The 24705-nt window shown below is 67.3% G+C and carries 22 protein-coding genes; 11 read left to right on the top strand and 11 right to left on the bottom strand.

Translation table 11 applies throughout. The features are described 5' to 3' along the window. Window positions 1-69: 69 nt before the first annotated feature. The 3 genes from A3OM_RS0114340 to A3OM_RS24790 form a co-directional block, all read right to left on the bottom strand. Window positions 70-345 carry a DUF1153 domain-containing protein gene (locus tag A3OM_RS0114340; RefSeq protein ID WP_018044452.1) on the bottom strand — a complete coding sequence of 92 codons (276 nt, stop codon included), beginning with the start codon at window positions 343-345 and terminating at the stop codon, window positions 70-72. Between the two features lie 104 nt (window positions 346-449). Continuing rightward, window positions 450-1130: a flagellar hook capping FlgD N-terminal domain-containing protein gene (locus tag A3OM_RS0114335; RefSeq protein ID WP_018044451.1), complete on the bottom strand. Its 681-nt coding sequence runs from the start codon at window positions 1128-1130 to the stop codon at window positions 450-452. A gap of 10 nt (window positions 1131-1140) precedes the next feature. Beyond that, window positions 1141-2085 carry a flagellar hook-length control protein FliK gene (locus tag A3OM_RS24790; protein ID WP_245257794.1) on the bottom strand — a complete coding sequence of 315 codons (945 nt, stop codon included), beginning with the start codon at window positions 2083-2085 and terminating at the stop codon, window positions 1141-1143. Window positions 2086-3060: 975 nt separating this feature from the next. Here A3OM_RS24790 and mnmA point away from each other — a divergent pair. From mnmA to A3OM_RS0114310, 4 genes are all read left to right on the top strand, one after another. Beyond that, window positions 3061-4218 carry a tRNA 2-thiouridine(34) synthase MnmA gene (mnmA, locus tag A3OM_RS0114325; RefSeq protein ID WP_018044449.1) on the top strand — a complete coding sequence of 386 codons (1158 nt, stop codon included), beginning with the start codon at window positions 3061-3063 and terminating at the stop codon, window positions 4216-4218. 48 nt (window positions 4219-4266) lie between these two features. Further along, on the top strand, window positions 4267-4917 hold the full coding sequence (locus A3OM_RS0114320; protein ID WP_018044448.1) for a class I SAM-dependent methyltransferase: 651 nt from the start codon (window positions 4267-4269) through the stop codon (window positions 4915-4917). A gap of 22 nt (window positions 4918-4939) precedes the next feature. Next, window positions 4940-5791, top strand: a complete 852-nt coding sequence (locus tag A3OM_RS0114315) for a VTT domain-containing protein (RefSeq protein WP_018044447.1) — start codon at window positions 4940-4942, stop codon at window positions 5789-5791. Between the two features lie 134 nt (window positions 5792-5925). After that, complete coding sequence (locus A3OM_RS0114310) at window positions 5926-7386, top strand: HAMP domain-containing sensor histidine kinase (protein WP_043764743.1); 1461 nt, start codon at window positions 5926-5928, stop codon at window positions 7384-7386. Window positions 7387-7388: 2 nt separating this feature from the next. Here A3OM_RS0114310 and bioB read toward each other — a convergent pair whose 3' ends face one another. The 3 genes from bioB to A3OM_RS0114295 all read right to left on the bottom strand — a co-directional run bounded on the left by bioB (window position 7389) and on the right by A3OM_RS0114295 (window position 10601). Next, on the bottom strand, window positions 7389-8408 hold the full coding sequence (gene bioB / locus A3OM_RS0114305; RefSeq protein ID WP_018044445.1) for a biotin synthase BioB: 1020 nt from the start codon (window positions 8406-8408) through the stop codon (window positions 7389-7391). 103 nt (window positions 8409-8511) lie between these two features. Continuing rightward, a complete protein-coding gene (locus A3OM_RS0114300; protein ID WP_018044444.1) occupies window positions 8512-9504 on the bottom strand; it encodes a DUF808 domain-containing protein in 993 nt (330 codons plus the stop codon). A gap of 212 nt (window positions 9505-9716) precedes the next feature. Further along, the gene (locus A3OM_RS0114295) at window positions 9717-10601 is read right to left on the bottom strand and encodes a fumarylacetoacetate hydrolase family protein (RefSeq protein WP_026176038.1); all 885 of its coding nucleotides are present in this window, start codon (window positions 10599-10601) and stop codon (window positions 9717-9719) included. 389 nt (window positions 10602-10990) lie between these two features. Between A3OM_RS0114295 and A3OM_RS0114290 the strand changes: the two genes are divergently transcribed. Further along, complete coding sequence (locus A3OM_RS0114290; protein ID WP_026176037.1) at window positions 10991-12313, top strand: outer membrane protein transport protein; 1323 nt, start codon at window positions 10991-10993, stop codon at window positions 12311-12313. Window positions 12314-12512: 199 nt separating this feature from the next. On the opposite strand, the gene phaC is transcribed toward A3OM_RS0114290, so the two are convergent. After that, complete coding sequence (gene phaC / locus A3OM_RS0114285; RefSeq protein ID WP_018044441.1) at window positions 12513-14315, bottom strand: class I poly(R)-hydroxyalkanoic acid synthase; 1803 nt, start codon at window positions 14313-14315, stop codon at window positions 12513-12515. A 226-nt stretch (window positions 14316-14541) separates the two neighbouring features. On the opposite strand from phaC, the gene A3OM_RS0114280 reads away from it, so the two are divergent. From A3OM_RS0114280 to A3OM_RS0114270, 3 genes are all read left to right on the top strand, one after another. Then, a complete protein-coding gene (locus tag A3OM_RS0114280; protein ID WP_018044440.1) occupies window positions 14542-14802 on the top strand; it encodes a hypothetical protein in 261 nt (86 codons plus the stop codon). 107 nt (window positions 14803-14909) lie between these two features. Next, window positions 14910-16127 carry an LL-diaminopimelate aminotransferase gene (locus A3OM_RS0114275; protein WP_018044439.1) on the top strand — a complete coding sequence of 406 codons (1218 nt, stop codon included), beginning with the start codon at window positions 14910-14912 and terminating at the stop codon, window positions 16125-16127. Between the two features lie 129 nt (window positions 16128-16256). Continuing rightward, a complete protein-coding gene (locus A3OM_RS0114270) occupies window positions 16257-16469 on the top strand; it encodes a hypothetical protein (RefSeq protein WP_018044438.1) in 213 nt (70 codons plus the stop codon). Window positions 16470-16555: 86 nt separating this feature from the next. Here A3OM_RS0114270 and A3OM_RS0114265 read toward each other — a convergent pair whose 3' ends face one another. Further along, window positions 16556-16849, bottom strand: a complete 294-nt coding sequence (locus A3OM_RS0114265; RefSeq protein ID WP_018044437.1) for a hypothetical protein — start codon at window positions 16847-16849, stop codon at window positions 16556-16558. A 226-nt stretch (window positions 16850-17075) separates the two neighbouring features. Between A3OM_RS0114265 and A3OM_RS0114260 the strand changes: the two genes are divergently transcribed. Then, window positions 17076-17396, top strand: coding sequence for a hypothetical protein (locus tag A3OM_RS0114260; protein ID WP_043764740.1), 321 nt, complete (start codon window positions 17076-17078; stop codon window positions 17394-17396). 3 nt (window positions 17397-17399) lie between these two features. Here A3OM_RS0114260 and A3OM_RS0114255 read toward each other — a convergent pair whose 3' ends face one another. Further along, a complete protein-coding gene (locus A3OM_RS0114255; RefSeq protein ID WP_018044435.1) occupies window positions 17400-17825 on the bottom strand; it encodes a DUF2809 domain-containing protein in 426 nt (141 codons plus the stop codon). A gap of 127 nt (window positions 17826-17952) precedes the next feature. Here A3OM_RS0114255 and prfB point away from each other — a divergent pair. Then, a protein-coding gene (gene prfB / locus A3OM_RS0114245; RefSeq protein WP_147830138.1) for a peptide chain release factor 2 occupies window positions 17953-19081 on the top strand; the annotation gives its coding sequence in 2 pieces (ribosomal slippage) (window positions 17953-18021 and window positions 18023-19081; 1128 coding nt in all). Between the two features lie 27 nt (window positions 19082-19108). Here prfB and A3OM_RS0114240 read toward each other — a convergent pair. Together A3OM_RS0114240 and A3OM_RS0114235 are read right to left on the bottom strand one after the other, a co-directional pair. Then, window positions 19109-20344 (bottom strand): M23 family metallopeptidase, encoded by a 1236-nt coding sequence (locus A3OM_RS0114240; RefSeq protein WP_018044432.1) that lies wholly within the window; start codon window positions 20342-20344, stop codon window positions 19109-19111. A gap of 124 nt (window positions 20345-20468) precedes the next feature. Beyond that, on the bottom strand, window positions 20469-20936 hold the full coding sequence (locus A3OM_RS0114235) for a peroxiredoxin (RefSeq protein ID WP_018044431.1): 468 nt from the start codon (window positions 20934-20936) through the stop codon (window positions 20469-20471). Window positions 20937-21103: 167 nt separating this feature from the next. On the opposite strand from A3OM_RS0114235, the gene A3OM_RS0114230 reads away from it, so the two are divergent. Beyond that, entirely contained in the window at window positions 21104-24562 is a 3459-nt protein-coding gene (locus A3OM_RS0114230; protein WP_026176035.1) for a DUF3971 domain-containing protein, read from the top strand. The last annotated feature ends 143 nt before the right edge of the window (window positions 24563-24705 follow it).

Here is a 24705-nt window from a genome sequence, read left to right as displayed (position 1 = left end):
CTTTTTCAAGGAGATCGTTGCTCGAAGGGGACTTCCGGAACCCGGCCCGGATGCCGACCCTCCTCGATCTCAATGGCGGTAGTGCTGAATACGGGTGGTCCGCAATCCGGCCAGGCCATGCTGGTCGATGGAGAACTGCCAGCTCAGGAATTCCTCGGTGGTAAGGGTATAACGCTGGCAGGCTTCCTCAAGGCTGAGAAGACCGCCGCGGACGGCTGCGACGACTTCGGCCTTGCGGCGGATGACCCATCGTCTGGTCGTGGTCGGCGGAAGATCCGCGATCGTCAGCGGGCTTCCATCTGGCCCGATGACGTATTTGACTCTCGGGCGGCTTGGTTCGGTCATGATACGCTCTACAACTCGACTGACCTGTCGAGGTTGGAAGCTACTTGCGCCCGCTTAAGATATGTTGAAGCGGATCGATTGCATCTGATTCGTTTTTTCCAGGATCATGTGGACAACCCGGATCCGATGTTCTGAACGCCCGATATCGGCAGCCGCGATTTGCCAATCAGCAGCACCGGCTCGCTGCCGCTGAGATCGACGCCGTCGACTTTTCCGGCGACCTGCGTGTCGACGCTAACCTGTGCACCAGTGGCGTCGAAGGCATCGATCTTGATCGAGTAGCTGCCGTTGGCGGAGGTGAAGCCGGAGGTGGATCGTCCGTCCCAGGCGAAGGTCTGCGCCCCGGCGGTCAGGGCCTTCGTCTGTGTGGCCACCACGTTGCCCTTGGCATCGCTGATCGTCATCGTCGCCTGCTTGGCGGCACGCGCGGGCGTCAGGGTCCAGACGGCCGAGCCGTCCTTCAGGTTGGCGACCCGACCGTCCGCCGTCACGCTCTGGCCGATGAAGCCCGTGGCGGCGGCGGCGCTCGATGCCTTCGCGTTGTTGAGGATGGAATCGAGGCGGTCGTTCGACTTCAGCTGCTGCTCGACCCCGGCATATTGCACGAGCTGCTGCGTGAACTGGTTGGTGTCCAGGGGGTCCATCGGGTTCTGGTTCTTGAGCTGCGTCGTCAGCAGGGTCAGGAACTGCTGGAAATTGCCGGCGATCTCCTGCGAAGCGCCGGTGGCCGTGCTCGGGTTCGTGATGGAGGAGCTGCTCGAAGCTCCGGTGATGCCGGCTGTCATGGCGGTCTCCTCAGATTCGGATGTCGATGCCGCCGAGGCCGCGCAGCATACGCAGCGGCACGACGTCGTTGGAAAGGCGCGGGTCCTTCAGGTCGGAACCGGGCTTGCCGGAGCGGCCATCCCGGCCGCCCCCGCCATCCCGCTCGGCGCCGTTGCCCCCATCGGAGCCGGTGTCGCTGCGCAGGGACAGGTTGATGGCGGCGTCACCCGCATCGAAGCCGGCCTGCGACAGAGCTTGTTGCAGGTTGCCGACATCGCGCTGGAGAAGGGCCAGGGTCTCCGGCCGGTCGACCGTGAGATGGGCGGTGACCGTGCCGTTGTCCTTGTCGATATCGAGATTCACGTCGATCCGCCCGAGATCCTTCGGATCGAGGCTGATCTCGAAACGGTTCGACCCGGCCAGCGACCGGAGCCCGATGGTCATCGGCACCGCGCCGAGGGGCACCGGCGCCGCCTGGGCCTGGGGGAAGGCGCCGGCGGGATCGGGCGCCGGTGCGGGAATGTGGGCTGCCGGCACAGGGCTGAACGTCGCCGTAGGAGCCGAAGCGAGATCGTCGGCGGCCACGGTCGAACCGGGGGCTAGCTCGTCGATAGCCTTGGCTGACGAGGTCTCGCGCTCGGAGGCGGCCGGGCGATCGGTGCCGGATACGGGTACGGCGACCGGAAGACCGGCGGCAGCTTGCGTGCCGCCCGCGCCGGATGCAACGATTGCACTCGGTTTCGGAGACGAGGCGGCACCGGCCTGAACCGCCATCGCGGGAGCGTTGGCCGGGGGCGCGAGGAGTTCGGGCGGGGCGAGGGCGGACATCGCCGTCGCGGTGGGGTCCGCAACCGCGCCGTCCGCCGGAACCTCCACATCGTCGTTCCGCTCTTCGGTCGCCGTGACCGCCTCGGCGGCGACGGCCGCAGACGCGATCGCCTGAACCGGAACGGGTATCCCACTCTGTCCAGCCATCGAAGGCGGCAAGGCATTCCCAGCCTGAGGCGGGGCGGCGGATTGAGGGGTCTCACGTCCTGCCTGCACGGAAGAGGCGGGCAATGGTCCGGCGCCGCCGGTCATCGGCAAGCCTGCCTTGCCGGCTGGCTGCGGGAAGCCCGACGCCGCAATGATCGATGGATCTCCCCCCTGTTGCGGCAGGGTGGGCTGCATGTCCGTGCCCTTCGCCGCCGAAGCGTCACGCTGCACCGGCGAACCTCCGAGACCGGCCTCGTTGGGCGGCGTAGCCTGATCCTCGTCCCTTCGGGCTCGCAGCGGCCGTGTCTCGGCCAAGTCTTCTATCTGCCCTGAAACCGGATCCTGTTCCCGCAGCGCCGCTTCGGCCGCGCCCACGCCTCCGGCATCGACTTGGACCGGCCCGCGATAAACGCTCCGCTGCGAAAGCGCCCCCGGCCGTGCGGCATCGCCCTTCGGCCGCGGCGAGGACGGTTCCGCGGTCGGCGAAGCCACCGACGTCGCGACGCCGGTCTTGGCCGCATCACGCTCGCGGATGGCCGTCTTCGGCTCCAAGGCCCTGCGTGAGGACGGCGCCGGATGCGACTCGCCTGCGGGGATGCTGAAACGTTCGAGGCCCGCCGCATCGGTGGCAGGAATCGGGGTGGAACGCAGGGCGACCGCGCTCGTGAACCGCGAGGCCTGGTCTCGGTTGATCGACGTGGTGGCCATTCGGCGTAGTCTCCTCGCCCCCCCACCGCGCAACCTTCGCGCCACGCATCGCACCCGACAACCCGTTGTTTCGACAGGAAAAATTTTCGTCGCTCGCAAACCGATCCTCCGCGACCCGGCGAAATCGTCCCCGTCCAGGCAGGATTTGCCGGGTCCGGCGCGTCGGCATGCGAGACCTGCTCCCGGCCTGCCTGGAAGTTCCACCTCAGGATCGCTATAGACTCCGCATGTGCGGGCGCTGCGGCCTGCCGGCGAACCCGTGACGTGATGAACTCCCTCGACCTTCCCAAGGCCCCGCACGAGACGCGCGTCGTCGTCGCCATGTCCGGCGGCGTGGATTCCTCCGTGGTGGCCGGGCTACTCAGCCAGCAGGGCTACGACGTCGTCGGGATCACGCTGCAGCTCTACGACCATGGCGCGGCGGTCCATCGCAAAGGCGCCTGCTGCGCCGGTCAGGACATCCACGATGCGCGCCGCGTCGCCGAGACGCTCGGCATCCCGCATTACGTCCTCGATTACGAGGACCGCTTCCGGGAATCGGTGATCGACCGTTTCGCCGAGAGCTATCTCGCCGGTGAGACGCCGATCCCCTGCGTCGAGTGCAACCGGTCGATCAAGTTCCGTGATCTTCTCGCCACCGCCCGCGACCTCGATGCCGACGTGCTGGCCACCGGCCATTACGTGGCCAGTCGCCCCCTCGAAGCCGGCGGGCGCGGCCTCTACCGCGCCCTCGATCCGGCCCGTGACCAGAGCTACTTCCTCTACGCCACCACGGCCGAGCAGCTCGATTTCCTGCGCTTTCCCTTGGGCGAACTGCCCAAGGACGAGACCCGACGCCTTGCCCGCGAGCTCGGCCTCGCCATCGCCGCGAAGGCCGACAGCCAGGACATCTGCTTCGTGCCCCAGGGGCGCTACGCCGACGTCATCGCCAAGCTGCGGCCGGATGCGGCGCGCGCCGGCGACATCGTCGATCTCGAGGGGCGGGTGCTCGGCCAGCACGAGGGCATCATTCATTACACGGTCGGACAGCGGAAGGGTCTCCGCCTCGCCGTCGGCGAGCCGCTCTACGTGGTCCGACTGGAGCCGGGTTCCGCCCGGGTGGTGGTGGGGCCGCGTTCCGCCCTCGCCACCAGCCGCATCCGCCTCGACGATCTGAATTGGCTCGGGATCCTGCCGTCCGGCGGGGTCGTCGACATGCCGGTGGCCGTGCGGGTGCGCTCGACCCGTGAGCCGCGCGCCGCGCATCTGACGGTCGATTCCGGTGGAGCAGCCGCCGAGGTCGTGCTGGCCACACCGGAAGACGGCGTCTCTCCGGGCCAGGCCTGCGTCATTTATGCCGATGACGGCCCACGCTCGCGTGTGCTCGGCGGCGGCACCATTCGTCGCATCGACGCGTTGGCAGCCGGAACGGCGCAAGCCGCCTGACGCCGACCCGAGCCAGAACCTTCCCCATTCGCAGGATCTAGAGACGATATGCTGAGCGAGCCGCAGGCCGGTCCGAGCACGGCCCTGATGCGCAAGGCCTATGCCCGCTGGGCACCGGTCTACGACGTCGTCTACGACAAGCTCACCGAGCCCGCCGCGCGCGACGCGGTGATGGCCGCCACCGCCTGCGGGCCGCGTATCCTGGAGGCCGGCGTTGGCACGGGGTTGTCCCTCGGCTATTATCCGGCGGGCAGCTTCGTCTGCGGCGTCGACCTGTCCGAGGACATGCTGAAGCGTGCCCGCGCCAAGGTGCTGCGCCGCCGGCTCACCCATGTCCGTGGCCTTCAGGTGATGGATGTGTGCCGCCTTGGCTATGCCGATGCCAGCTTCGACGCGGTGGTCGCGCAGTTCCTCATCACCCTGGTGCCGGACCCCGAAGCCGCTCTGTCGGAATTTCTCCGCGTGGTGCGGCCGGGCGGCGAGATCGTCCTCGCCAACCATTTCGGCCAGACCAAGGGCGCGGTCGCCAAGGTCGAGGAGATCGTGGCGCCGCTCTGCACCAAGATCGGCTGGTCCTCGGCGTTCAAGTCGACGCGCATCGAGGCCTGGGCGCGGCGCAACGGCGTCGAGTTCATCGGCGTCTCGCCGACCTTTCCCGGTGGTTTCTTCAAGATTTTGAGGATGCGGAAGCCCGGCTGATCCGGCCCGGCGAAGCGGGGACATGACACGCAACTCGAGCGGCGTCCTCCGCCGCGCCCTGCGGTGGCTTCCGATCCTCGCCCTCGTGGCCATCTCGCTGGGCGTCCTCATCTCCGGCGCCCCGCACCTTCTCAGCCTCGACCGCCTGCTGTCCTATCGCGCAACGCTGATGGAGGCTGTGGCCGAGAACCGGTCGCGAGCCATCGGGGTCGCCTGCCTCGTCTATATCGGCTGCGTAATCGTGTCCGTGCCGGCCTCGCTGGTGCTGACCATCCTGTCGGGTTTCCTGTTCGGGGCCGCCACAGGCGCGGGGATCGCCCTCGTCTCGGCGACGACCGGTGCGGCCATCGTCTTCTCCATCGGCCGTGGGCCGATGTCGGAGTTTCTCGTGACCCACGCCGGACCGCGCCTCGGCCGCCTCGCGGCGGGGTTCCGCGACGACGCGTTCGGCTTCATCCTCGTCCTGAGGCTCCTGCCGATCTTTCCGTTCTGGATGACGAATCTCGCCCCGGCGGCCTTCGGCGTTCCCCTGCGCACCTTCGTGCTCGCGACCTTTCTGGGCCTCGCCCCCGGCGCCGTCGTCTATGCGGCAGCCGGATCGGCGATCGAGGATGTCGTCGCCGCCAACGAGGCGGCCAAGGCCGCCTGTCTGGCGAGCGGCGCCGAGGCCTGCGACGAGGCCCTGTCCCTGCGGTCTCTCGTCACCGTCAAGACCCTGGCCGGCCTCGGCGGCCTCGCCGCCTTCGCGTTGCTCTCCATAGGGCTGAGACGCCGGTTCGCCCGCAAGCGTAGCGTCACGTCGCAGATCCCTGTGGCCGGGCACTCGACGGCGCGGCGGCCGGAGCGTAACCGTGATGTAAATCAATCGCATTAAGACGTAGAGTTGATCGCCGAGAGATCGGAATGACCGCCGCGGGAGGCACTGCGCCGGGGGGACCGGGACGAGCCAAGAAGCCCGGGATGAGGGATGATCGGAACCCCGTGATGGACGCGACGCCACGCGCCGGCATGGAACTGCCTGTCCCCGTCGAGGCGGAGGCGCGGGCGGGAATCGGCCGTCATCTCGGCCTGTCGGGCCGGCTGTTCCTCGTGACCATCGCCTTCGTCGCCCTGGTCGAGATCCTGATCTACGTGCCGACCGTGGCGAACTACCGGCGCATGTGGCTGTCGGACCGCATCGCCGCCGCCCAGATCGCCGCCCTCGTCCTCGAAGCCTCGCCGGATCAGCACGTCTCGGAAGACCTCGCGCGGCACCTCCTGAAGGGGGTCGGCGCCAGCGCCATCGCGGTGCGCGGCGACGGAACGCGCCGCCTCCTTGCCGTGGAAACGATCCCCTCGGAGGTCGCAGGCCTCGTCGACCTGCGTTCCCATGACTGGATCGCCTCCATCGGGGGGGCATGGCGCACCGTCTTCACCGTGAGCAACGGCCCGGTCCGGGTCATCGGCCATGGCCGGGACGGGTTCGACCTCGTGGAGATCCTCCTCGACGAGGCGCCCCTGCGCGAGGCGCTGATCGACTTCGCCGACCGGCTGCTGCTCTCGTCGCTGGCGATCGCCGCGGCGGTGGCCGGCCTCGTCTTCCTGATGCTGCAGCGGATCATCGTGCGCCCGGTCCGGCGCCTCGCCCGCAACATCACGGAATTCGCCGACGATCCCCAGGGGAGCGACCGCATCATCACGCCGTCGCGCCGGACCGACGAGATCGGTCACGCGGAGGTGGCGCTCGCCCGCATGGAGACGGCGTTGGCCGGCGAGCTGCGCCAGAAGCGCCGCCTCGCCGAGCTCGGCCTGTCGGTGAGCAAGATCAACCACGAATTGCGCAACCTCCTGACCACGGCGCAGCTTCTCGGTGACCGGCTGGAATCCGTGTCGGACCCGGCGGTGGAGCGCATCGCCCCCCGCCTCCTCGCCACTCTCGGCCGGGCGATCCGCTTCTGCGAGGAGACGCTTGCGTATGGCCGGGCGAGCGAGGCCGTCCCGCAACGGCGCAAGGTCGAGCTCGCGCCGATCCTGGCCGAGCAATCCGACCTGTCCAGGCTCGACGGCGCGTCTCGGGTGACGATTCGCGTGGCCTGCGACGAGAATGTCGAGGTGGAGGTCGATCCCGACCAGTTCTCGCGGGCGCTCACCAACATCGTGCGCAACGCCGTTCAGGCCATCGGTTCGGACAAGGCGCGGCTGCTCGATCCGGTGATCGAGATCGAGGCCACGCGCCACGGCCGGCCGGGGGCGGGCGGGGTGACGATCCTCATCGCGGATAACGGGCCGGGGCTTCCCGAACGGGCGAGGGCGAACCTGTTCTCGCCGTTCGAGGGGTCGACGCGCGCGGGCGGGACCGGGCTCGGGCTTCCGATCGCCGCCGAACTGATCGAGCTTCAGGGCGGCTCTCTCACGCTGGATCCGACGGGGGAGGGGGAAGGCGCCCGCTTCCGGATCGTGATCCCGGACCGCCCGACGAAGTCGCCCTGAGCCTATTCCGCGGCCGCCAGGGTCAGGCCCGGCACGGTGATGCCGATGTCGCGAAGCAGTTCGGCATCGGCATCGGTCTCGTTATTGGCCGTGGTGAGGAGGCGCTCGCCGTAGAAGATCGAGTTCGCGCCGGCGAGGAAGCAGAGGATCTGCGCTTCGCGGGTGAGCCCCTTGCGGCCGGCGCTGAGACGCACACGCGCCTTCGGCATGACGATGCGGGCGGTGGCGCACATCCGGACGAGATCGAGCGGGTCCACGGGCGGACGGTCCTCGAGAGGGGTCCCCTCGACGGCCACCAGGGCGTTGATCGGCACGCTCTCGGGATGGGGGGCGTGGTTGGCGAGCACCTGAAGCATCGCCGCGCGGTCCTTCACGCCCTCACCCATGCCGACGATGCCGCCGCAACAGACGCCGATCCCGGCATCGCGCACGTTCTGAAGGGTGTTGAGGCGATCCTCGTAGGTCCGCGTCGAGATGATGTCGCCGTAGAAATCCGGGCCGGTATCGAGGTTGTGGTTGTAGGAGGTCAGCCCGGCCTCGGCGAGGCGGCCCGCCTGAGACGGGGTGAGCATGCCGAGCGTGACGCAGGCTTCCATTCCGAGGCCGCGGACACCGCGCACCATGGAGAGGACGGCATCGAATTCCGGGCCGTCCTTGGGCTGGCGCCAGGCGGCGCCCATGCAGAAGCGATGGGCCCCGGCGGCTTTCGCGGCGGCGGCCTCCTTCAGCACCTTGTCCACCGCCATCAGGCGCTCGCGCGGCAGGCCGGTGCCCTTGTGGTGCGCCGATTGCGGGCAATAGGCGCAATCCTCGGGACAGGCGCCGGTCTTGATCGACAGCAGGGCGGCGCGCTGGATATCGGCCGGGTCGTTATGGGCGCGGTGGACCTGTGCCGCCCGGAACACGAGGTCGAGGAGCGGCAGGTCGTGGATCGCCTGGATCTCGGCCACGGTCCAATCGTGCCGGATCGCGGGGATCTCGGTGGTGGGCAAAGGGGTGGGGAAGGGGGCGAGGGGGGCCATGGTGTCAGTCATGGCCCCATGAGGCGAATCTTCGCCGGAAAATCAAGCCGGGCCGGCCGCATGCCCCGATGCATTTGGCTTCAGGCCGGCCAGGATCGCCCCCTCACGCCGTCTTGCCGCGCAACCCCGACAGGCCCGACCAGAGCGGCGCGAAGAGGTAGCTGGTGATCGGAATCAGCGCGGCCCCGACCACGAGGCCCACGATGCCGGAGCCGATGGCGGTGACGATCCATTCGACGACGGGTCCGACCGGCGGCACCATCTTCGCGCTGCCGGCAGCGGCGTCGTGGATCACGTGGGCGACCTGGGGCAGGCCGTAACCTTCGAGACCATGGACGAGGATGCCGCCGCCGACCCAGATCATCGCGGCGGTACCGATGATGGCCAGAAGCTGCAGGAAGACCGGCATGCCCTCGACCAGGGCACGGCCGAAACCGCGGATCGCGCTGCCGAACACGGACGCCGAAGTGTTCTTCGCCATCGCGACCCCGGCATCGTCCGCCTTCACGATGAGCGCCACGCCGCCATAGACGAAGACCGTGATGCCGATGGCGACGACCGCGAGCACGATCGCCTTCGTCCAGATGCTGCCTTCGGGAAGAGAGGCCAGGGAGATCGCCATGATCTCGGCCGACAGGATGAAATCCGTCTTGATCGCGCTGGAGACCTTGCGCGCTTCCAGAGCCGCGCCGTCCCCGGCATCGGCATCGAGCTTGGCCTCATGCGCATGCGCCTCGTGCGGGAACAGCGCCTCGTAGACCTTCTCGGTGCCCTCGTAGCAGAGATAGGCGCCGCCGAGCATGAGCAGCGGGGTGATGGCCCAGGGGGCGAAGGCCTGCAGCAGCAGGGCCGCCGGCAGCAGGAACAGCATCTTGTTGCGCAGCGAACCGACGGCGATCTTGCCTACGATCGGCAATTCGCGCTCGGCCGCGAAGCCCACGACGTAGCGCGGCGTCACGGCGGCGTCGTCGATGACGACGCCCGCCGCCTTCGCGCCGGCCTTGGCGGCTTGCCCCGCGACATCGTCGAGGGAAGCGGCCGCGACCTTGGCGAGCCCCGCGATGTCATCGAGGAGGGCGATCAGTCCGATGCTCAAGGTTAGGTCCTTCCAACTGCCAGGGGCCGAGCCGTGCGATGCGATTTACCGGCCAAGCTGCCTCTAAGCAGGTTTCGCAGAAGTGGCCCCCGGTTCTGCGACAAACCCCTGCGACACAGCAAAGAGCCAAGAAGGGTGAAGCATTGGCTTGCCAACGCGAACCCGCTTAGGAGAGGAGACGAGCGAGCGGGGATTTCGATCCCCGCCCCATTTCAATGAGTGGATTCGCCGGCGGCGACCTTCGCGGTCCAGTCGTCGAAGGCGACGATTTCCTGGCGCTGCTCACCGAGGCCGGTGATGCCGAGGGTCATTACGTCACCGTTCTTGAGGAAGCGGGGCGGCTTGCGTGCCATCCCGACACCGGGGGGCGTGCCCGTGGTGATGACGTCACCGGGCTCCAGCATCATGAAATGCGAGAGATAGGCGACGATCTGGGCGACGCCGAAGATCATCGTCGATGTCGAGCCCGACTGCATCCGCTCGCCATTCACGTCGAGCCACAGGTCCAGGGCGGACGGGTCGGGGATCTCGTCCAGCGTCACCAGCCACGGCCCGAGGGGACCGAAGGTCGGGCAGCCCTTGCCCTTGGTCCAGGTCCCGCCGCGCTCCATTTGAAACTCGCGCTCGGAGACGTCGTTGCAGAGGCACAGGCCCGCCACATAGGACAGGGCCTCGTTGGCATGGACGTAGGATGCGCGCGCGCCGATGACGATGGCGAGCTCCACCTCCCAATCCGTCTTGGCCGACCCCTTCGGCAGAATGACCCGGTCGTTGGGGCCGGAGATGCAGGAGGGCGCCTTGTTGAAGACGATGGGCTCGGCCGGGATGTCGGCACCGATCTCCGCCGCGTGATCGGTATAGTTCAGCCCGATCGCGATGAAGTTGCGGGTACCGCCGACGCAGGGGCCGAGCCGCGTCTCGGCGGGGAGGAGCGGCAGCGTCTCGGGATCGATGGCGCGCAGGCGCTCCAATGACGTCGTGGCGAGGGCCGCGCCGGAAATATCGCGCAGGATGCCCGACAGATCGCGCAACCCGCCCTCGGCATCGATCAAGCCGGGCTTCTCGTCGCCCACATCTCCGTGACGCACAAGTTTCATCGGTTCTCGCTCCGCTTCGATCCATTGTCAGCCCGAGACATCGGTCCCTCCACCGTCCCTGGCAAGGTGTCGCGACCGGACAGGGACATGTTGCATAATTCATACATCCCTTTGAAAATCCCGCGCGATACGCATTTTTATGCAAGATATGAGATACGTAAATCGGACAGTTTAGATGTGAACGATTCGCTGCGATGCCTTTCGGTGACACGGGCGACGATGTCGGCGAAGGCATAGCCAAAGTAAATCGCGACTTATGAAACGATTAACACTTTGCCGCACATGGATTGCATAGACCGGCCAAGAACGGCACTCTTCTGCTCAAGATGCCGGCCGGGGATCACGCCGCGGTAAATCCGAGCATCGCAAGCAAGGGTCGGGAGCAGGACATGGCCATGACGATTCGCAACACGGCTCTGGCGGGACTCTCCGCCGCCGTCCTGACCCTGACGGCAGGGGACGCCATGGCCGGCGCGTTCGGCATCCGCGAACAGAGCACCCTCGCGCAGGGTCAGGCTTTTGCGGGCACCGCGTCCGGCTCCGGCGGCGTCTCCTCGATGTTCTGGAACCCGGCCACGATCACCATGAACCCCGGCTGGGTCAGCGAGCAGAATCTCAGCTTCATCAACCTCTCCTCCAAGATCACCCCGACCGACGGCACCTCGCCATTGTTCGCGCCGCTGGGCGGCAGCGGCGATATCGGCCAGGGCGCTGTGATCCCGGCCGGCGCCACCTCCTACCAGCTCACCGACCGGCTCTGGATCGGCATCCAGACCGGCGCTCCCTTCGGCCTCGTGACCAAGCCTCGCGACGACTGGGCCGGCGAAGTCTACGGACGATCGAGCCGCATCTTCTCGCTTTCGTTCAACCCGACCATCGGCTTCAAGGTCAACGAGTGGCTCTCGATCGCCGCCGGGCCGAACATCGAGTATTTCCGGCTGACCCTTCGCCAGGCCTTCCCGCTCTCGTTCAGCCCGCTCATCGCCCCCAACGCGTCGCTCAAGGGAGAATCCTGGGGCGTCGGCTTCACGGCGGGCGTGCTCATCACCCCCTGGGCCGGCACGGCGTTGGGCGTCGGCTATCGCTCCTCCGTGCATCACGACATCGAAGGCGCCTTCCTTTTGCCGGGGCCGGCGGCCTTCCTGAGCCAGCAGGTCACCGCCAACCTCAATACGCCGGAGAAGTTGAGCGTCGGCCTGACCCAGGCCGTCAGCCCGGTCGCCCGCGTCAATCTCGGTTTCGAGTGGGACAATTGGTCGAGGCTCGGCGATGTCGGCATCGTCGGCCGCACCACCGGCGGCATCGCGACCACGCTGCCCCTGAACTACAAGGACGGCTACACCTATTCCGTCGGCGGCGAGTACGATTGGTCGCCGGCCCTCACCGTCCGGGCCGGTCTCGCCTACGAACAATCGCCCATCGATTTCTCGAACCGCTCGGTTCGGCTGCCCGACAGCGACCGCTTCAACGTCTCGCTCGGCGGCAGCTATCGCTGGAGCGAGAAGCTGACCCTCAACATCGCCTATTCTCACCTCTTCCTCGTGGGCGATTCGAAGCTCCTCGCCGGTCCGGGCCGCGACTACAACTTCCGCAACATTCCCTTCGCCGCCGATACGAGCGGCAGCGCGGATATCGTTTCGGTGGGCTTCCGCTACGTCTTCGGCACGCCGGCCGCTCCGATCGCTCCCGCGCCGCTGGTTCGGAAGTTCTGAGTGTCTTCAGCCGGAACACCGAGGCAGTGTGGAGATCTTCCCCTCGTCGACCTCATCCTGAGCTGCGGCGATAACGGCCTCGAAGGATGAGGTGACGGGGATCCTAAAAAACACACCCGACTAACCATCATCCGGCCGCAGGGACCACCGACGATCCCGTTCTCGACTTGGCCATTCGAGCCGAATGGCGTCTGACGGATCACGCCTTCATGCGGACATAGGTTCCGGGCGCCGGCCCCAGGGAGGGCAGGCCTCCCTCTCCCGGAATCCGCGCCGGCACGCGGGCCGGGGCCTGCTTCTCCAGCCATTCGAACCAGTAGGGCCACCACGACCCCTTGTGCTCGGTCGCCGCCGAAATCCAATCCTCCAGACGCCCCTTGGCCGCACCGCCGGTCCAGAACCCGTATTTCGGCTTGGAGGGTGGGTTGACCACGCCGGCGATGTGACCGGACCCGGCCAGCACGTAATCGACCTTGCCGCCGAACTTCGACGACCCTTCGAAGACGGAGATGGCGGGGGCGATGTGATCCTCCCGGGTGGCGAGGTTGAAGATCGGCACCTTCACCTTCTTCAGGTCTAGACGGACGTTGCCGAGGATCATGCGCCCCTGGGCCAGGGTGTTATCGAGGTAGCAGTTGCGCAGGTAGAAGGAATGGTTGGCCGCCGGCATCCGAGTAGCGTCGGCGTTCCAGTAGAGCAGGTCGAAGGCCGAGGGCGTCTGCCCCTTCACGTAGTTGTTGACCACGTAGGACCAGATCAGGTCGTTCGGCCGCAGCATGTTGAAGGCGGTCGCCATGCCCGAGCCTTCGAGGTAGCCGCGCTTCTTCATCCGCGCCTCGATGCTGCGGATCTGCTCCTCGTCGGCGAAGACCTTGAGGTCGCCGGCATGGGTGAAGTCCACCTGCGTCGTCAGGAAGGTGGCGCTGTTGATGCGCTTGTTGCCCGTGGCCGCCTGCATCGCCAGGGTCACCGCCAGCAGGGTGCCGCCGACACAATATCCCGCCGCCGCCACCTCGCTCTCACCGGTGGCGACACCGATCGCGTCGATGGCCGCCTCAATGCCCTCGCGCATGTAGCTCTCGAAATCCTTGTCGGCGTGGCGCTCGTCGGGGTTCACCCACGAGATGCAGAAGACCGTGAGGCCCTGCGACACCATCCAGCCGATCAGGCTTTTCGACGGATTGAGATCGAGGATGTAGAACTTGTTGATCCAAGGCGGCACGATCAGGAACGGGCGCTTGAGCACCGTCTCGGTGGTCGGCGAGTATTGAATGAGCTCCATCAGGTCATTGCGGAACACCACCTCGCCGGGGGACACCGCGACGTTGACGCCGACCTCGAAGCCGGACGGATCTGTCTGGCGGACCCGCAGCTGGCCCTTCCCGGCCTCGATGTCCTCGGCGAGCATCTTCATGCCGCGCACGAGATTGGCGCCGTTCTCCTGCAGCGTGTGCCGAATCAGCTCAGGATTGGTCATCACGAAATTGGAGGGCGAGAGCGCGCCGACGATCTGGCGCAGGTAGAACTGCGCCTTGTGCCGCGTATGCTCGTCGATCCCGTCGGCCTCGTCAACGAGCTCTTCCGCCCAGCGGGAGGTGATGAGGTAGCTCTGCTTGATGAAGTCGAAGATCGGGTTGGTGGACCATTCCGCGTGTTTGAAGCGATTGTCCTTCGCCTCGGGCAACGCCACGGGCGACGCTTCCTCTCCCTGGAGGCGATGCCACGTAGAGCCCCAGAGGGTGATGAACGCGTCGCTGAGCTTCTTCTGGGCTTCGAGGGACTTCTGCGGGTCGACCATCCAGCGCTCGACCACGGTGCCGAGGGTCTTGACGACGTCGTTGACCTCTTCCGGAGGCTTGGCCAGTTCGGGATCGAGCGGGTCCGCCTGGCTGATCGGCTTCATGTAGGCGCCGGCCGTGCGGGTGAACTCCTCGATCAGCAACGTCGCGTTGCGGGACAAGGCGTCGATATCGGGAAGCGGTGTCGTCCTGTCGGTCGTCACGCGTTGATTTCCCCTCTATTTCCGCGGGACGGCCCGGCCGAACCGTCCTCGTTCTCGACAAATTAACGCGGCACCTCGACTTTCCGCCAGGGCGCGGCTTACGTTTCAGGTCATTATGTCAGAGCCTTCATCACGGAATCACAGGCGGTGCGGCTTCGTCCCCCGTCTGGCCCTCGTCCTCGGCGGCCTTCTAGCCGCGGGAGGATGCTCCGGCGACCTCAACGCCATGCGCGGCGCCTATACGCTCGCCGGGGGCGGGCCGAAGGATGTGAAGGCGCCCGATTTCGTGGTGCAATCCCGCAAGACCGACGCCGAATATCTGCCCGTCGGCGTCGCAGCACCAGCCAGGCCCATCAGCGCCCGCACCGCCGAAGGGACCAAGAGTCTCGAGAACGATCTGATGGGCGCTCGTGGCCGTAACGAAGCCAAGGGCCGTGCCGCCGAGAGCGCCGCCCGCGCCACAGGCCAGATCCAGCCTGCACAATAACGGTCGGCTCCGGGCCGCCGAGATGGTAGACAGGTCGACCACGTCAGAGTGATGACAGTTTTGAACGCGCGAATCATGCGATTGGCGCATCGGACCCCGTGAAGCCCATGACCGACTTTCACCGCATCAAGCGCCTGCCCCCTTACGTGTTCGAGCAGGTCAACCGGATCAAGGCCCAGGCGCGCGCCAATGGCGCCGACATCATCGATCTCGGCATGGGCAATCCCGATCTCGACGCCCCGCGCCACGTCATCGCCAAGCTGGTGGAGACGGCCGGCCGGCCGCGCACGGACCGCTATTCGTCCTCGAAGGGCATCGCGGGTCTCCGCCGGGCGCAGGCGAACTACTACAAGCGCCGTTTCGGCGTGAGCCTGAACCCCGACACCCAGGTGGTGGCGACGCTCGGCTCCAAGGAGGGCTTCGCCAACATGGCGCAGGCGATCACCGCGCCGGGTGACGTGGTGCTGGTGCCGAACCCGAGCTACCCGATCCACGCCTTTGGCTTCCTGATGGCGGGCGGCGTGATCCGCTCCGTGCCGGCCGAGCCGACCCCGGCCTTCTTCCCGGCCGTCGAGAAGGCGATGCAGCACTCGATCCCCAAGCCGGTGGCGATCGTCGTCTGCTACCCCTCGAACCCCACGGCCTACGTGGCGAGCCTCGATTTTTACCGCGACCTCGTCGCTTTCGCCAAACGCCACGAGATCATCATCCTGTCCGATCTCGCCTATGCGGAGGTCTATTTCGACGGCGAGCCGCCGCCCTCCGTGCTGGAGGTGCCGGGCGCCATCGACTGCACGGTGGAGTTCACCTCGCTCTCCAAGACGTTCTCCATGGCCGGCTGGCGCATGGGTTTCGCGGTGGGCAACGAGCGCCTGCTCGCCGCCCTCACGCGGGTGAAATCCTACCTCGATTACGGGGCGTTCACGCCGATCCAGGTGGCGGCCACCGCCGCCCTCAACGGACCCGAGGATTGCATCGTGGAGATGCGCTCGATCTACAAGAAGCGCCGCGACGCGCTGATCGAGTCGTTCGACAAGACCGGCTGGAAGATCCCGAGCCCGTCGGCTTCGATGTTCGCCTGGGTGCCCATCCCGGAGAAGTATCAGGGCCTCGGCAGCCTCGAATTCTCCAAGCTCCTCCTCGAGAAGTCGGACGTGGCGGTGGCACCGGGCATCGGCTTCGGCGAACACGGCGACAATTACGTTCGTATCGCGCTGGTGGAGAACGAGCAGCGCATCCGCCAAGCGGCCCGCAACATCCGCCGCTTCTTCGAGACGTCGGACCGCACGCTCCACAACGTCGTCCCGCTCACGAAAGCGGGCTGAATCGCGTCATCGGTGATGTTGCGGGGGGGAGACAGGTCGCGCCAAAGCGGCCTGAGCCCCTCTCATGTGCTTGTCACATGCCGTCCCGGTGAGCAGGGTCGCGCCATGTCGCCTGCCACCGAGGATCGTATGCGCGGATTGACCCTGACCGTCGCGCTGCTGCTGGCCGGATCGGCCGGTGCCTGCGCGCCGAACCCGATCGTCGCGCGTGATCCGGTTCCCGCACCGGATCCGGGTCTCAGCTATGTCTGCGATTCGCAGCCCCTCGTCCTGAACGCGGTCCGCACCAATTGCGTGCCGGTGGAACGCGAGCCTCAGGTCGTCCTGCGCGCCAAGGGCTGAGCTGCGCGGACACGGCGTCCCATCCATAGGAAAAGGCCGGAGCATCGCTCCGGCCTTTTCCTTTTATTGGGCGATGGGTCCTGATCTCAGCGGACGGCCGGTGCCGGCGAGACGGGCCGCGGCGCTGCGCTCGGATCGTTGGTGGTCATGCCGGGAGTGGATGGCATGGCGTTGCCCGGTGCCGTGCGCGCGCCCGGCGCGGTCGCGGTGCCGGTGGTGGCGGGGCCTGCCTCCATGCTGTCCCCCTTGCCGACCACGCCCGACTTCGAACCGGCGGCATTCGTGCCATGGCTCTCGGGCATTCCGGTCTGCGCGAAGGCGGCGCCGGACAGCGCAACGACCAATGCGGCGGCGGCGGTGGAGATCTTGATGGCGGTCATGGTGGGCTCCTTGCTGAATGCGCTTATCGGTTGCGCTTGCTGGTTCAACGCGGAGAATCCGGGCTGGTTGCCCCTTGGATCGGGAAGCATCTCCCCCGTGCGGGACCGGCCGGCATCGAAAAAGATGGATCTTGGAGCGGCGAGGACACGGACAGGCAACCTCTCATGGGGCATGGTAGGGCATGAGCGGCTGCGGCCGCATGTGAACACCGCGACGGAGCGACCCGTGCAGCATCTCTCGACCTTCGCCGCCGCAGGCCTGATCGGCCTCGGCCTGTCCCTCGCCTCCGGCGCCGTCGCTCAAACGTCCTATACGGCGGCGAATGGCCCCTACATCCTGCCCACAGACCGGGCGACGGGCCGTCCCGTCCCGGATGATGCGCGCGCCATTCCGGTGCCGAGCGTCATGAATGGCGGCGGGTTCGGCCTCAGCGGCAACAGCTATTTCGAGGATTCGCCGACGGAAGGTCCGCTGAACGGGCGCCGCCGGCCGCACGAATTCGTCCTGGCCCCGGCACGCGTCGCGCCTCCCGCCTACGGCCGCTGACACCTATCCGCCTTTCGCGCGGAGGCCGGCCCACCGATCCACGAGGGCAGATGCGGTGAGGCCTGCGGCATAGGCGACGAGGTTCCAGGGCGAGAAGATCCGCCCGAGCAACAGGGCGCCGGGGAGCGTCAGTCTGAACGCGTCGAGCCACGGCGTATGGACGAGGCGGGAGAGCTCCACCACCAGGGCGATCGCACCGGCCACGAGGAGGATCGCCTGCCCATTCCGGTGCGGCAGCAACGCCGCGACCAAAGCGTAGACCATTGCCGCCCACAGGGCCGAACCGCCGTATTTGACGATCCCCATCGGTAGACCGAGGGGCACGAAGCGCAGGCTCAGCCCCGCGACGATGATGGCGAGACCCGCCGCGAGACAGCCCCCTCGCGACCGAATGCGGCCCGTGGGTCGAGAGGTGGTGGCTGGCGTCATGCGGGGGACCGTCCCGGACCTAAGGGAAGAGGAAGACGGGCGCCGCCGTTTACACCGGGCGGGCGTCTCGGTATCACCCGCGCTCACACGCTAAGCCCTGTACCTTCACCACGAGCCGAAACACCAGATGCGCGCCGAGATCGAACAACTCTCGGATGCCGCCAAGCAGTCGATCGGACTGCTGAGGAGGCATCTTTGACTGGGATACCGTCGAGAAACGCCTCGCGGAGCTGAACGCAGCCTCCGAGGATCCCAACCTGTGGAACGACGCCGAGGCGGCGCAGAAGGTCATGCGCGAGCGCGGCGCCCTCGAGGACGCCGCGGGCGCGATCAAGAAGCTCAGCCAGGATCTCGATGACGCCGCGACGCTCATCGAGCTCGGCGAGATGGAAGGCGACCAGGACACCATTCTCGAAGGCGAGAACGGCATCCGCGCCGTCGAGAAGGAGGCCGCGCGCCGCCAGATCGAGACGCTCCTGTCCGGCGAGGCCGACGGGCTCGACACCTATGTCGAAGTCCATGCCGGGGCCGGCGGCACCGAGAGCCAGGACTGGGCGAACATGCTCCAGCGCATGTACGGCCGTTGGGCCGAGCGCCGGAAGTACAAGGTCGACATCGTCGAGTGGTCTGATGGCGACGAGGCCGGGATCAAGGGCGCCACGCTCATGGTCAAGGGCCACAACGCCTATGGCTGGCTCAAGACGGAATCCGGCGTCCACCGCCTCGTGCGCATCTCTCCCTACGATTCGAGCGCGCGGCGCCATACCAGCTTCGCCAGCGTCCGGGTCTATCCGGTGATCGATGACCGCATCGTCATCGAGATCAAGGAATCGGATTGCCGCATCGATACCTATCGGTCGTCGGGCGCCGGTGGCCAGCACGTGAACACCACCGATTCGGCGGTGCGCATCACCCACAACCCCACCGGGATCGTGGTGGCGTGCCAGCAGGAGCGATCCCAGCACAAGAACCGGGCCACGGCCTGGAACATGCTGCGCGCCCGGATGTACGAGGCCGAGCTCAAGAAGCGCGAAGAGAAGGCCAATGCCGAGAACGCGGCCAAGACCGATATCGGCTGGGGCCACCAGATCCGGTCCTACGTGCTGCAGCCCTACCAGCTGGTGAAGGACCTGCGCACAGGCACCCAGTCGACCGATCCCGACGAAGTGCTGGATGGTGCGCTCGATCCCTTCATGGAAGCGTCGCTCGCTCAGCGCGTCTATGGCGGGGCCGGCGAAGTCGAGGACATCGATTAGTCCTCGCTTCCCTTCAGTTGGGCTCTCCTATCTAGCGGCGAGGAACTGCGCGTCCGATCCGCCGAGGACGCGCAGGAAGCGCTGCGGGTCCACGGGCTCGCCGTCGATCCTCGTCTCGTAATGCAGATGACTTCCAGTCGAGCGGCCGGTGGAGCCGACACGGCCGATGGCGGCTCCGGCCTCGACCCATTCTCCCGCGCCTACCGCGATGGACGACAGATGGGCGTAGCGCGTCACGAGCCCGCTGCCGTGATCGACCTCCACCATGTTGCCGTAGCCGCCATTGTAATCGGCGACCGTCACCCGGCCGGCCGCCGTCGCGCGCGCGCTTTCCCCGAACTCGGCTTTCATGTCGAGGCCGGTATGCAGGGCGAGCCCGCGCGTGAACGGATCGAGACGGGGTCCGAAACCGCTCGACAGGCTGTAATTGCCGGCCAGGGGCTGCCGCACGGGGAGGGCGGATGCGATGCGGCGGAGGCGGTCTTCCTCTCCCAGAGCCCGCCGGACCTGCCCGACCGCGATGCCGAAGGGATCGGCAGAGAGCGGCACGAGCGGCCCACCGATCCCCGCCTCGCGTTGGCGCTCGAAACGCTGCGGGTCGAGGCCGACACGGATGACGATGTCACGCAGGCGCTGCGAGCCGCGGATCGCGCGCACGCCGAGCGCGTCCAGGGTTCGGATCTGGTGCGCGCCCAGACCATCGAGGCGCCGATCCAGCCCCGCCAGAACCTGCTCGGTCTCTCGCAGGGACTGCCGGCCGGGCGCGCCGTCCCGTGAGCGCAACTCGAAGGCGTCGGGCGTCGGAAAGGGTTTTGGCGCAGGCTTGGCCGGAGTTTTGGCGACAGGGTCGGTGATCGTGGCCGCGTAACCGAGCGCCCCGGTCTCGGCGGGATCGTCCGCCGCACTCCGGCCGGCACTCGCGATGGGGTGTCCTGCCTCGCTCGCGAGGAGCGAAAGCTGGGCCTGACGCTTTTCCATCGCGGCTTGGCGCTGGGACAGATCGGCCACCCGCGCGGCCAATCCCTCGCGCGTGGCGAGATGCTCCATCGTCGCCCGGTCGAGCTGAAGCCTGAGGGCTCCGATCCGCTCCTCGTAGGCATATTGCAGGGCGGTCTGCTGGGATACGAAGCGGGCCAGGATCTCGTCGTGGAACACGAGGTACCATGTGGCGGCACCGGCCCAGAGCGTGGCGATGGCGAGGCCACAGACGAGGGCCGGCACGAGGCGTCGTCCCGCGTGCGGCAGGCGTATTCCACCGATCATGGGAAACGAAAAACGCATCCGGGCCCACCCCACTCCAACTCCCGCCATTGGAGGGGATCAGGGTTAACGAAGCGCAAAATCCCGCGCGCGAGACGTCGACCTCGAGACGCGCGCGACAGTGGCTTCAGGCCAGCGCGCGCGCCGCGGCGAGAACCTCCTCCGCATGGCCGGGCACCTTCACCTTCGACCAGACGCGCGCGATGCGCCCCTCGCCGTCGATGAGCACGGTGGTGCGCTCCACCCCCATGTACTTGCGGCCGTACATGCTCTTTTCCACCCAGACGCCGTAGGCTTCGAGCATCGACTTGCTCTCGTCGGAAGCGAGGGGGAAGGTCAGATCGTACTTCGCCCGGAACTTATCGTGGCTCTTCACGCTATCGGGGGAGACGCCCACCACCACGGTATTCGCTTCCCCGAAGGCGGCGCCGAGGGCGTTAAAGCCTTGTGCCTCCAGGGTGCAACCGCTGGTATCGTCCTTCGGGTAGAAGTAGAGTGCGACCTTGCGACCCTTGAGCGCGCCGAGGCTGATTTCCTCACCGCCCGCGCCCGGTAATGTGAAGGCGGGAGCGTGATCTCCGGTGTCGAGAGGCATGATGCCTTCCTTTCGGCCGATTGATAGTGTGCCACAAGAGACGTTGATCGAGGGGCACATGACCCCTCGGCTGAGGACCAAAAGATTGCCGGGTCAAGGCAACCCCGAATCCCGGACACCTGCTCGATAGCGTGAGCGGCCCGTCCGATCCAGCGGCTCAAGGATCGATGAACCAAGACACCGCCACAGCTTTGCGACGGGGTAGGTCGCCTCGGCGGCGGCGGCGGCCGCTGCTATGGCTTTCGCTCGTTCTCGTGGCCGCCCTCACGCTCGCCGTTTCCGGGGCGTTCTGGCGTCTGACCAACGGTCCCCTGCGCATCGACGGCATGTCCGAGCGCGTGGCCTCGGCCATCGCGGGCAGTATCGGCCCCGGTTGGCGGGTGGACCTGCGCGACAGCACCATCGAGCTCGATTCCGAGAATTCCCTGGCGCTTCAGGTCGCCGGCCTCGACATCCACAACCCGGACGGCGCCCTCGTCCTGCGCGCTCCCATGGCGGTGGTGAGCCTGGATACCTGGGGTCTGCTGCGCCTCGCGGTCCAGCCGAGGGCCATCGAGTTCCGCGACCTGCAGATGACGGCCCTGGTCCACCGCGACGGGTCCATCGCCTTTGCCGGTTCCGATCCGGCCCATGCCGCAGCGGAGCCTCATACGCTGCCCAGCGTCGATAGTGCCCGGGGAAACTCGTCGCCGATCTCGGCCGCCATCGCCTCGATCTTCGGCATCGTCCTCGATCCGGCCGGAGTGGTCGGAGCCCTCGACCGGGCGCGGATCACCAATGGGCGCCTGACGCTGATCGACGACGACGCCCGCCAGCGTGGGGTGTTCGAACACGTCAACGGGCTGTTCCGACGCGACGCGGTGCGGGATTCGCGGGTGTTCGAGTTGCGCATCGACGGCCCTCACGGGGAATGGCGCTTCGGCGGTGACCTGCACGAGGGCGGCAACGGAAAGCGCAACGGCATCATCACCCTGGACGATCTGCCGGTCACCGATCTGCTCCTCCTCTCGGGGCAATCGAAACTGCCGATCGAGACCGACCTGAAGGTCTCGGCCAAGGCGGAGGTCGGGCTCGACAACGGTCGGGTCGAGGCCCTGAAAGCGACGGTCAAGACCAGCGACGGCAATTTCCTCATCGAGGAGAAGGACTTCAACCCGGTCACCATCGAAAGCCTGACCGCCTCGGTCAGTTGGGACGAGGCCAAGCGAGTCCTGAACCTCGACAGCATCGATTATCTCGGAGCCGGCAACGCGGTGCATCTCGCCGGTGTCTGGACCGCGAGCCCGGTGGGCGGCCCCACGGCCTGGACCCTGGCCCTCGCGGGCAAGGATGCGATCCTGCGCGGCGCCGCCAGGACCGACAAGCCGGTCAAGCTCGACGCCCTCTCGGCCCATGTCACGGGGCGCGACGGCGGCCTCTCCATCGACGAGTTCACCGTGGCGGGGGCCGGCGGAGCCACCGGCCGGGTCACCGGCACGGTGGACACCAGCGCGGATGAAGGCGGCCTTACGCTGAAGATCAACGCCGCCCATACCGATGGGCGCATGGCCCTGCGCCTGTGGCCGGAGCATATCGCTCCGCCCGCCCGCGAGTATCTGGTGGACAACCTCCAGGGCGGCCTCGTGGACAAGGTCGACATCACCGTGGACATGAGCGGCAGCGAGCTCGCCGCCGCGACGCGTGGCGAGCCGATGCCGGACAGCGCCATCCATATCGATTTCGCCGTCTCCAACGCGACGCTGGCGGTGAGCGAGGGCGCTCCCCCCCTGAGCCGCGGCCGGGTGACGGGGACCATCACGGGCCTGACCACGAACATCCGCGGCGTCACCGCCGACATCAAGATGCCGGACGACCGGACGCTCTTCATCACGGACGGCTCGTTCGTGATCCCGAAGATCACGCCGGACACAGTCACCGCCCAGATCGGCCTCAAGCTCGGCGGTGGTGCGGACGCCCTCGTCGCCCTGCTCCAGACCAAGATGTTCAAGAACCTCACCGGGGTCGAGATCGACCCGGCCTCGGTCAAGGGCAATGCCGATCTGCGCATCGACTTCCCGCTGAACCTCAAGCGCATCCCCGACCTGCCGGACCTGCCCGTGAGCCTCACCGGTACCCTGAGCGACCTCGCCGTCGAGAAGGCTTTCGGAAAGGAGAAGCTCGAGAACGGCCGCTTCGCCGTCACCTACGAACGGGGCGGTTTCACCCTGAAGGGCGACGGCCGGGTGCTCGGCTCGCCGCTCACCCTCGACCTGCGCCAACCGAAGGCGGGCGCACCGGGCGAGGTCAACGCGACGCTCCTCCTCGACGAGGCCCTGCGGGCGAGACGGGGCCTGCCGGTGGCGCCGCAGCTCGCCGGGCCGATCCCGTTGAAGATCAACCTCGCCATCGGAAAGGGCAGCCCGGCGCGCTCGCCCATCCGCATGGAAGCGGATCTGTCCCGCGCCTCCATCGACGGCCTGATTCCGGGCTTCGTCAAACCGGCCGGCAAGCCGGGGCGCGTCAGCTTCGTCATGACCGAGGTCAGCCCGGGGGGGGCCATGGACCTGCGCGACATCGTCCTCGATGCCGGCAGCGCCAGCGCGCGCGGCACGGCGGCGATCAATGGCGATGGGCAATTCGACCGGGCCGACCTCTCGAGCTTCAAGCTGTCGCCCGGCGACGACATGCGCATCCAGATCGACCGCAGCGGCAACCTCTATAAGGTGGCCGTGAAGGGAGCCGTGGCCGATGCGCGGCCGTTCATGAAATCGCTCGGAGGACCGGAGGGCAAGGCCGGCAAGGAAAGCGGCCGAGACCCATCCAAGGAGATCGAGGCCGATATCAGCTTAGGCATCATCACCGGATTCAATGGCGAGGCACTGACCGGCGCCAGCGCGAAGCTCTCGATGAAGGGCAAGGATTTCCGCTCGGGCCGCCTGCAGGGCCGCTTCAACGGAGCCGGCTTCTCGGCGGTGGTGTCCCGCTCGGGCCGCGGCGATCCCTCGATCAACATCGAGACCACCGATGCCGGGGCTACCCTGCGCTTCGTCGATATCTACAAGCGCATGTATGGCGGGCGCCTCGTCCTCGGCAGCACCCTCGGGGACGGGCCGCAGACCGGCGTGGTCCAGATCCGCGATTTCACGCTGCGCAACGAGCCGGCCCTGTCGAGCATCATGGCGCAGGGTCCGGCGACCAGCGAGGTCGTCGATGCCAAGGGCCGCAAGCAGATCATCCAGAACGCCGGCAACGACGTGAGCTTCGACCGCCTGCGGGCGAACTTCACCCGCACCGGCAGCCGCGTCGACTTCACCGACGCCGCCATCTCCAACGCGGCGATGGGCTTCACCATGAGCGGCTACCTCGACACGGCCAAGGAACGCGCCGACATCAACGGCACCTTCGTCCCGCTCTACGGGCTGAACAACGTCGTCTCGCGGCTCCCCCTGTTCGGGCAACTCCTCGGCGGCGGGAACAACGAGGGTCTGTTCGCCCTGAATTTTCGGGTCTCGGGCCGCCTGTCCAAGCCGGATGTGAGCGTGAACCCGCTCTCCGCCCTGGCGCCCGGCATCCTGCGCCGTCTGTTCAGCGCCGGAGGCAATGACGGCTTTCCCGGCGCGACTTCCGCCGGAGAGACCGAACGCTGAGATCGCCGGCCACTCCCGCCCTCTGCGGGCCACTGAATTGACGCAGCTGCTCTTTTAGGCAGAGCGCATTCGTCTTCCCCTTGTGGGGAGAGGTCAGGAGTGGAGGTGGCTTCGCCAGCCTCCGCAGCGGCAGGAGGGGCACC

Origin of the sequence: Methylobacterium sp. 88A, from assembly GCF_000376345.1 — a bacterium.
In the GTDB taxonomy this organism is placed as follows: Bacteria; Pseudomonadota; Alphaproteobacteria; order Rhizobiales; family Beijerinckiaceae; genus Methylobacterium; species Methylobacterium bullatum.
Note: the sequence above shows the minus strand (reverse complement) of the source record. Positions and strands in the feature narration are given on the sequence as shown.

Excerpts from the sequence above, each read along its gene's own strand:
- A3OM_RS0114340 (WP_018044452.1), bottom strand. The coding sequence starts at position 345 with ATGACCGAACCAAGCCGCCCGAGAGTCAAATACGTCATCGGGCCAGAT.
- A3OM_RS0114335 (WP_018044451.1), bottom strand. The coding sequence starts at position 1,130 with ATGACAGCCGGCATCACCGGAGCTTCGAGCAGCTCCTCCATCACGAAC.
- A3OM_RS24790 (WP_245257794.1), bottom strand. The coding sequence starts at position 2,085 with ATGGCTGGACAGAGTGGGATACCCGTTCCGGTTCAGGCGATCGCGTCT.
- mnmA (WP_018044449.1), top strand. The coding sequence starts at position 3,061 with ATGAACTCCCTCGACCTTCCCAAGGCCCCGCACGAGACGCGCGTCGTC.
- A3OM_RS0114320 (WP_018044448.1), top strand. The coding sequence starts at position 4,267 with ATGCTGAGCGAGCCGCAGGCCGGTCCGAGCACGGCCCTGATGCGCAAG.
- A3OM_RS0114315 (WP_018044447.1), top strand. The coding sequence starts at position 4,940 with ATGACACGCAACTCGAGCGGCGTCCTCCGCCGCGCCCTGCGGTGGCTT.
- A3OM_RS0114310 (WP_043764743.1), top strand. The coding sequence starts at position 5,926 with ATGGAACTGCCTGTCCCCGTCGAGGCGGAGGCGCGGGCGGGAATCGGC.
- bioB (WP_018044445.1), bottom strand. The coding sequence starts at position 8,408 with ATGGCCCCCCTCGCCCCCTTCCCCACCCCTTTGCCCACCACCGAGATC.
- A3OM_RS0114295 (WP_026176038.1), bottom strand. The coding sequence starts at position 10,601 with ATGAAACTTGTGCGTCACGGAGATGTGGGCGACGAGAAGCCCGGCTTG.
- A3OM_RS0114290 (WP_026176037.1), top strand. The coding sequence starts at position 10,991 with ATGGCCATGACGATTCGCAACACGGCTCTGGCGGGACTCTCCGCCGCC.
- A3OM_RS0114280 (WP_018044440.1), top strand. The coding sequence starts at position 14,542 with ATGCGCGGCGCCTATACGCTCGCCGGGGGCGGGCCGAAGGATGTGAAG.
- A3OM_RS0114275 (WP_018044439.1), top strand. The coding sequence starts at position 14,910 with ATGACCGACTTTCACCGCATCAAGCGCCTGCCCCCTTACGTGTTCGAG.
- A3OM_RS0114270 (WP_018044438.1), top strand. The coding sequence starts at position 16,257 with ATGCGCGGATTGACCCTGACCGTCGCGCTGCTGCTGGCCGGATCGGCC.
- A3OM_RS0114265 (WP_018044437.1), bottom strand. The coding sequence starts at position 16,849 with ATGACCGCCATCAAGATCTCCACCGCCGCCGCCGCATTGGTCGTTGCG.
- A3OM_RS0114255 (WP_018044435.1), bottom strand. The coding sequence starts at position 17,825 with ATGACGCCAGCCACCACCTCTCGACCCACGGGCCGCATTCGGTCGCGA.
- A3OM_RS0114240 (WP_018044432.1), bottom strand. The coding sequence starts at position 20,344 with ATGATCGGTGGAATACGCCTGCCGCACGCGGGACGACGCCTCGTGCCG.
- A3OM_RS0114235 (WP_018044431.1), bottom strand. The coding sequence starts at position 20,936 with ATGCCTCTCGACACCGGAGATCACGCTCCCGCCTTCACATTACCGGGC.
- A3OM_RS0114230 (WP_026176035.1), top strand. The coding sequence starts at position 21,104 with ATGAACCAAGACACCGCCACAGCTTTGCGACGGGGTAGGTCGCCTCGG.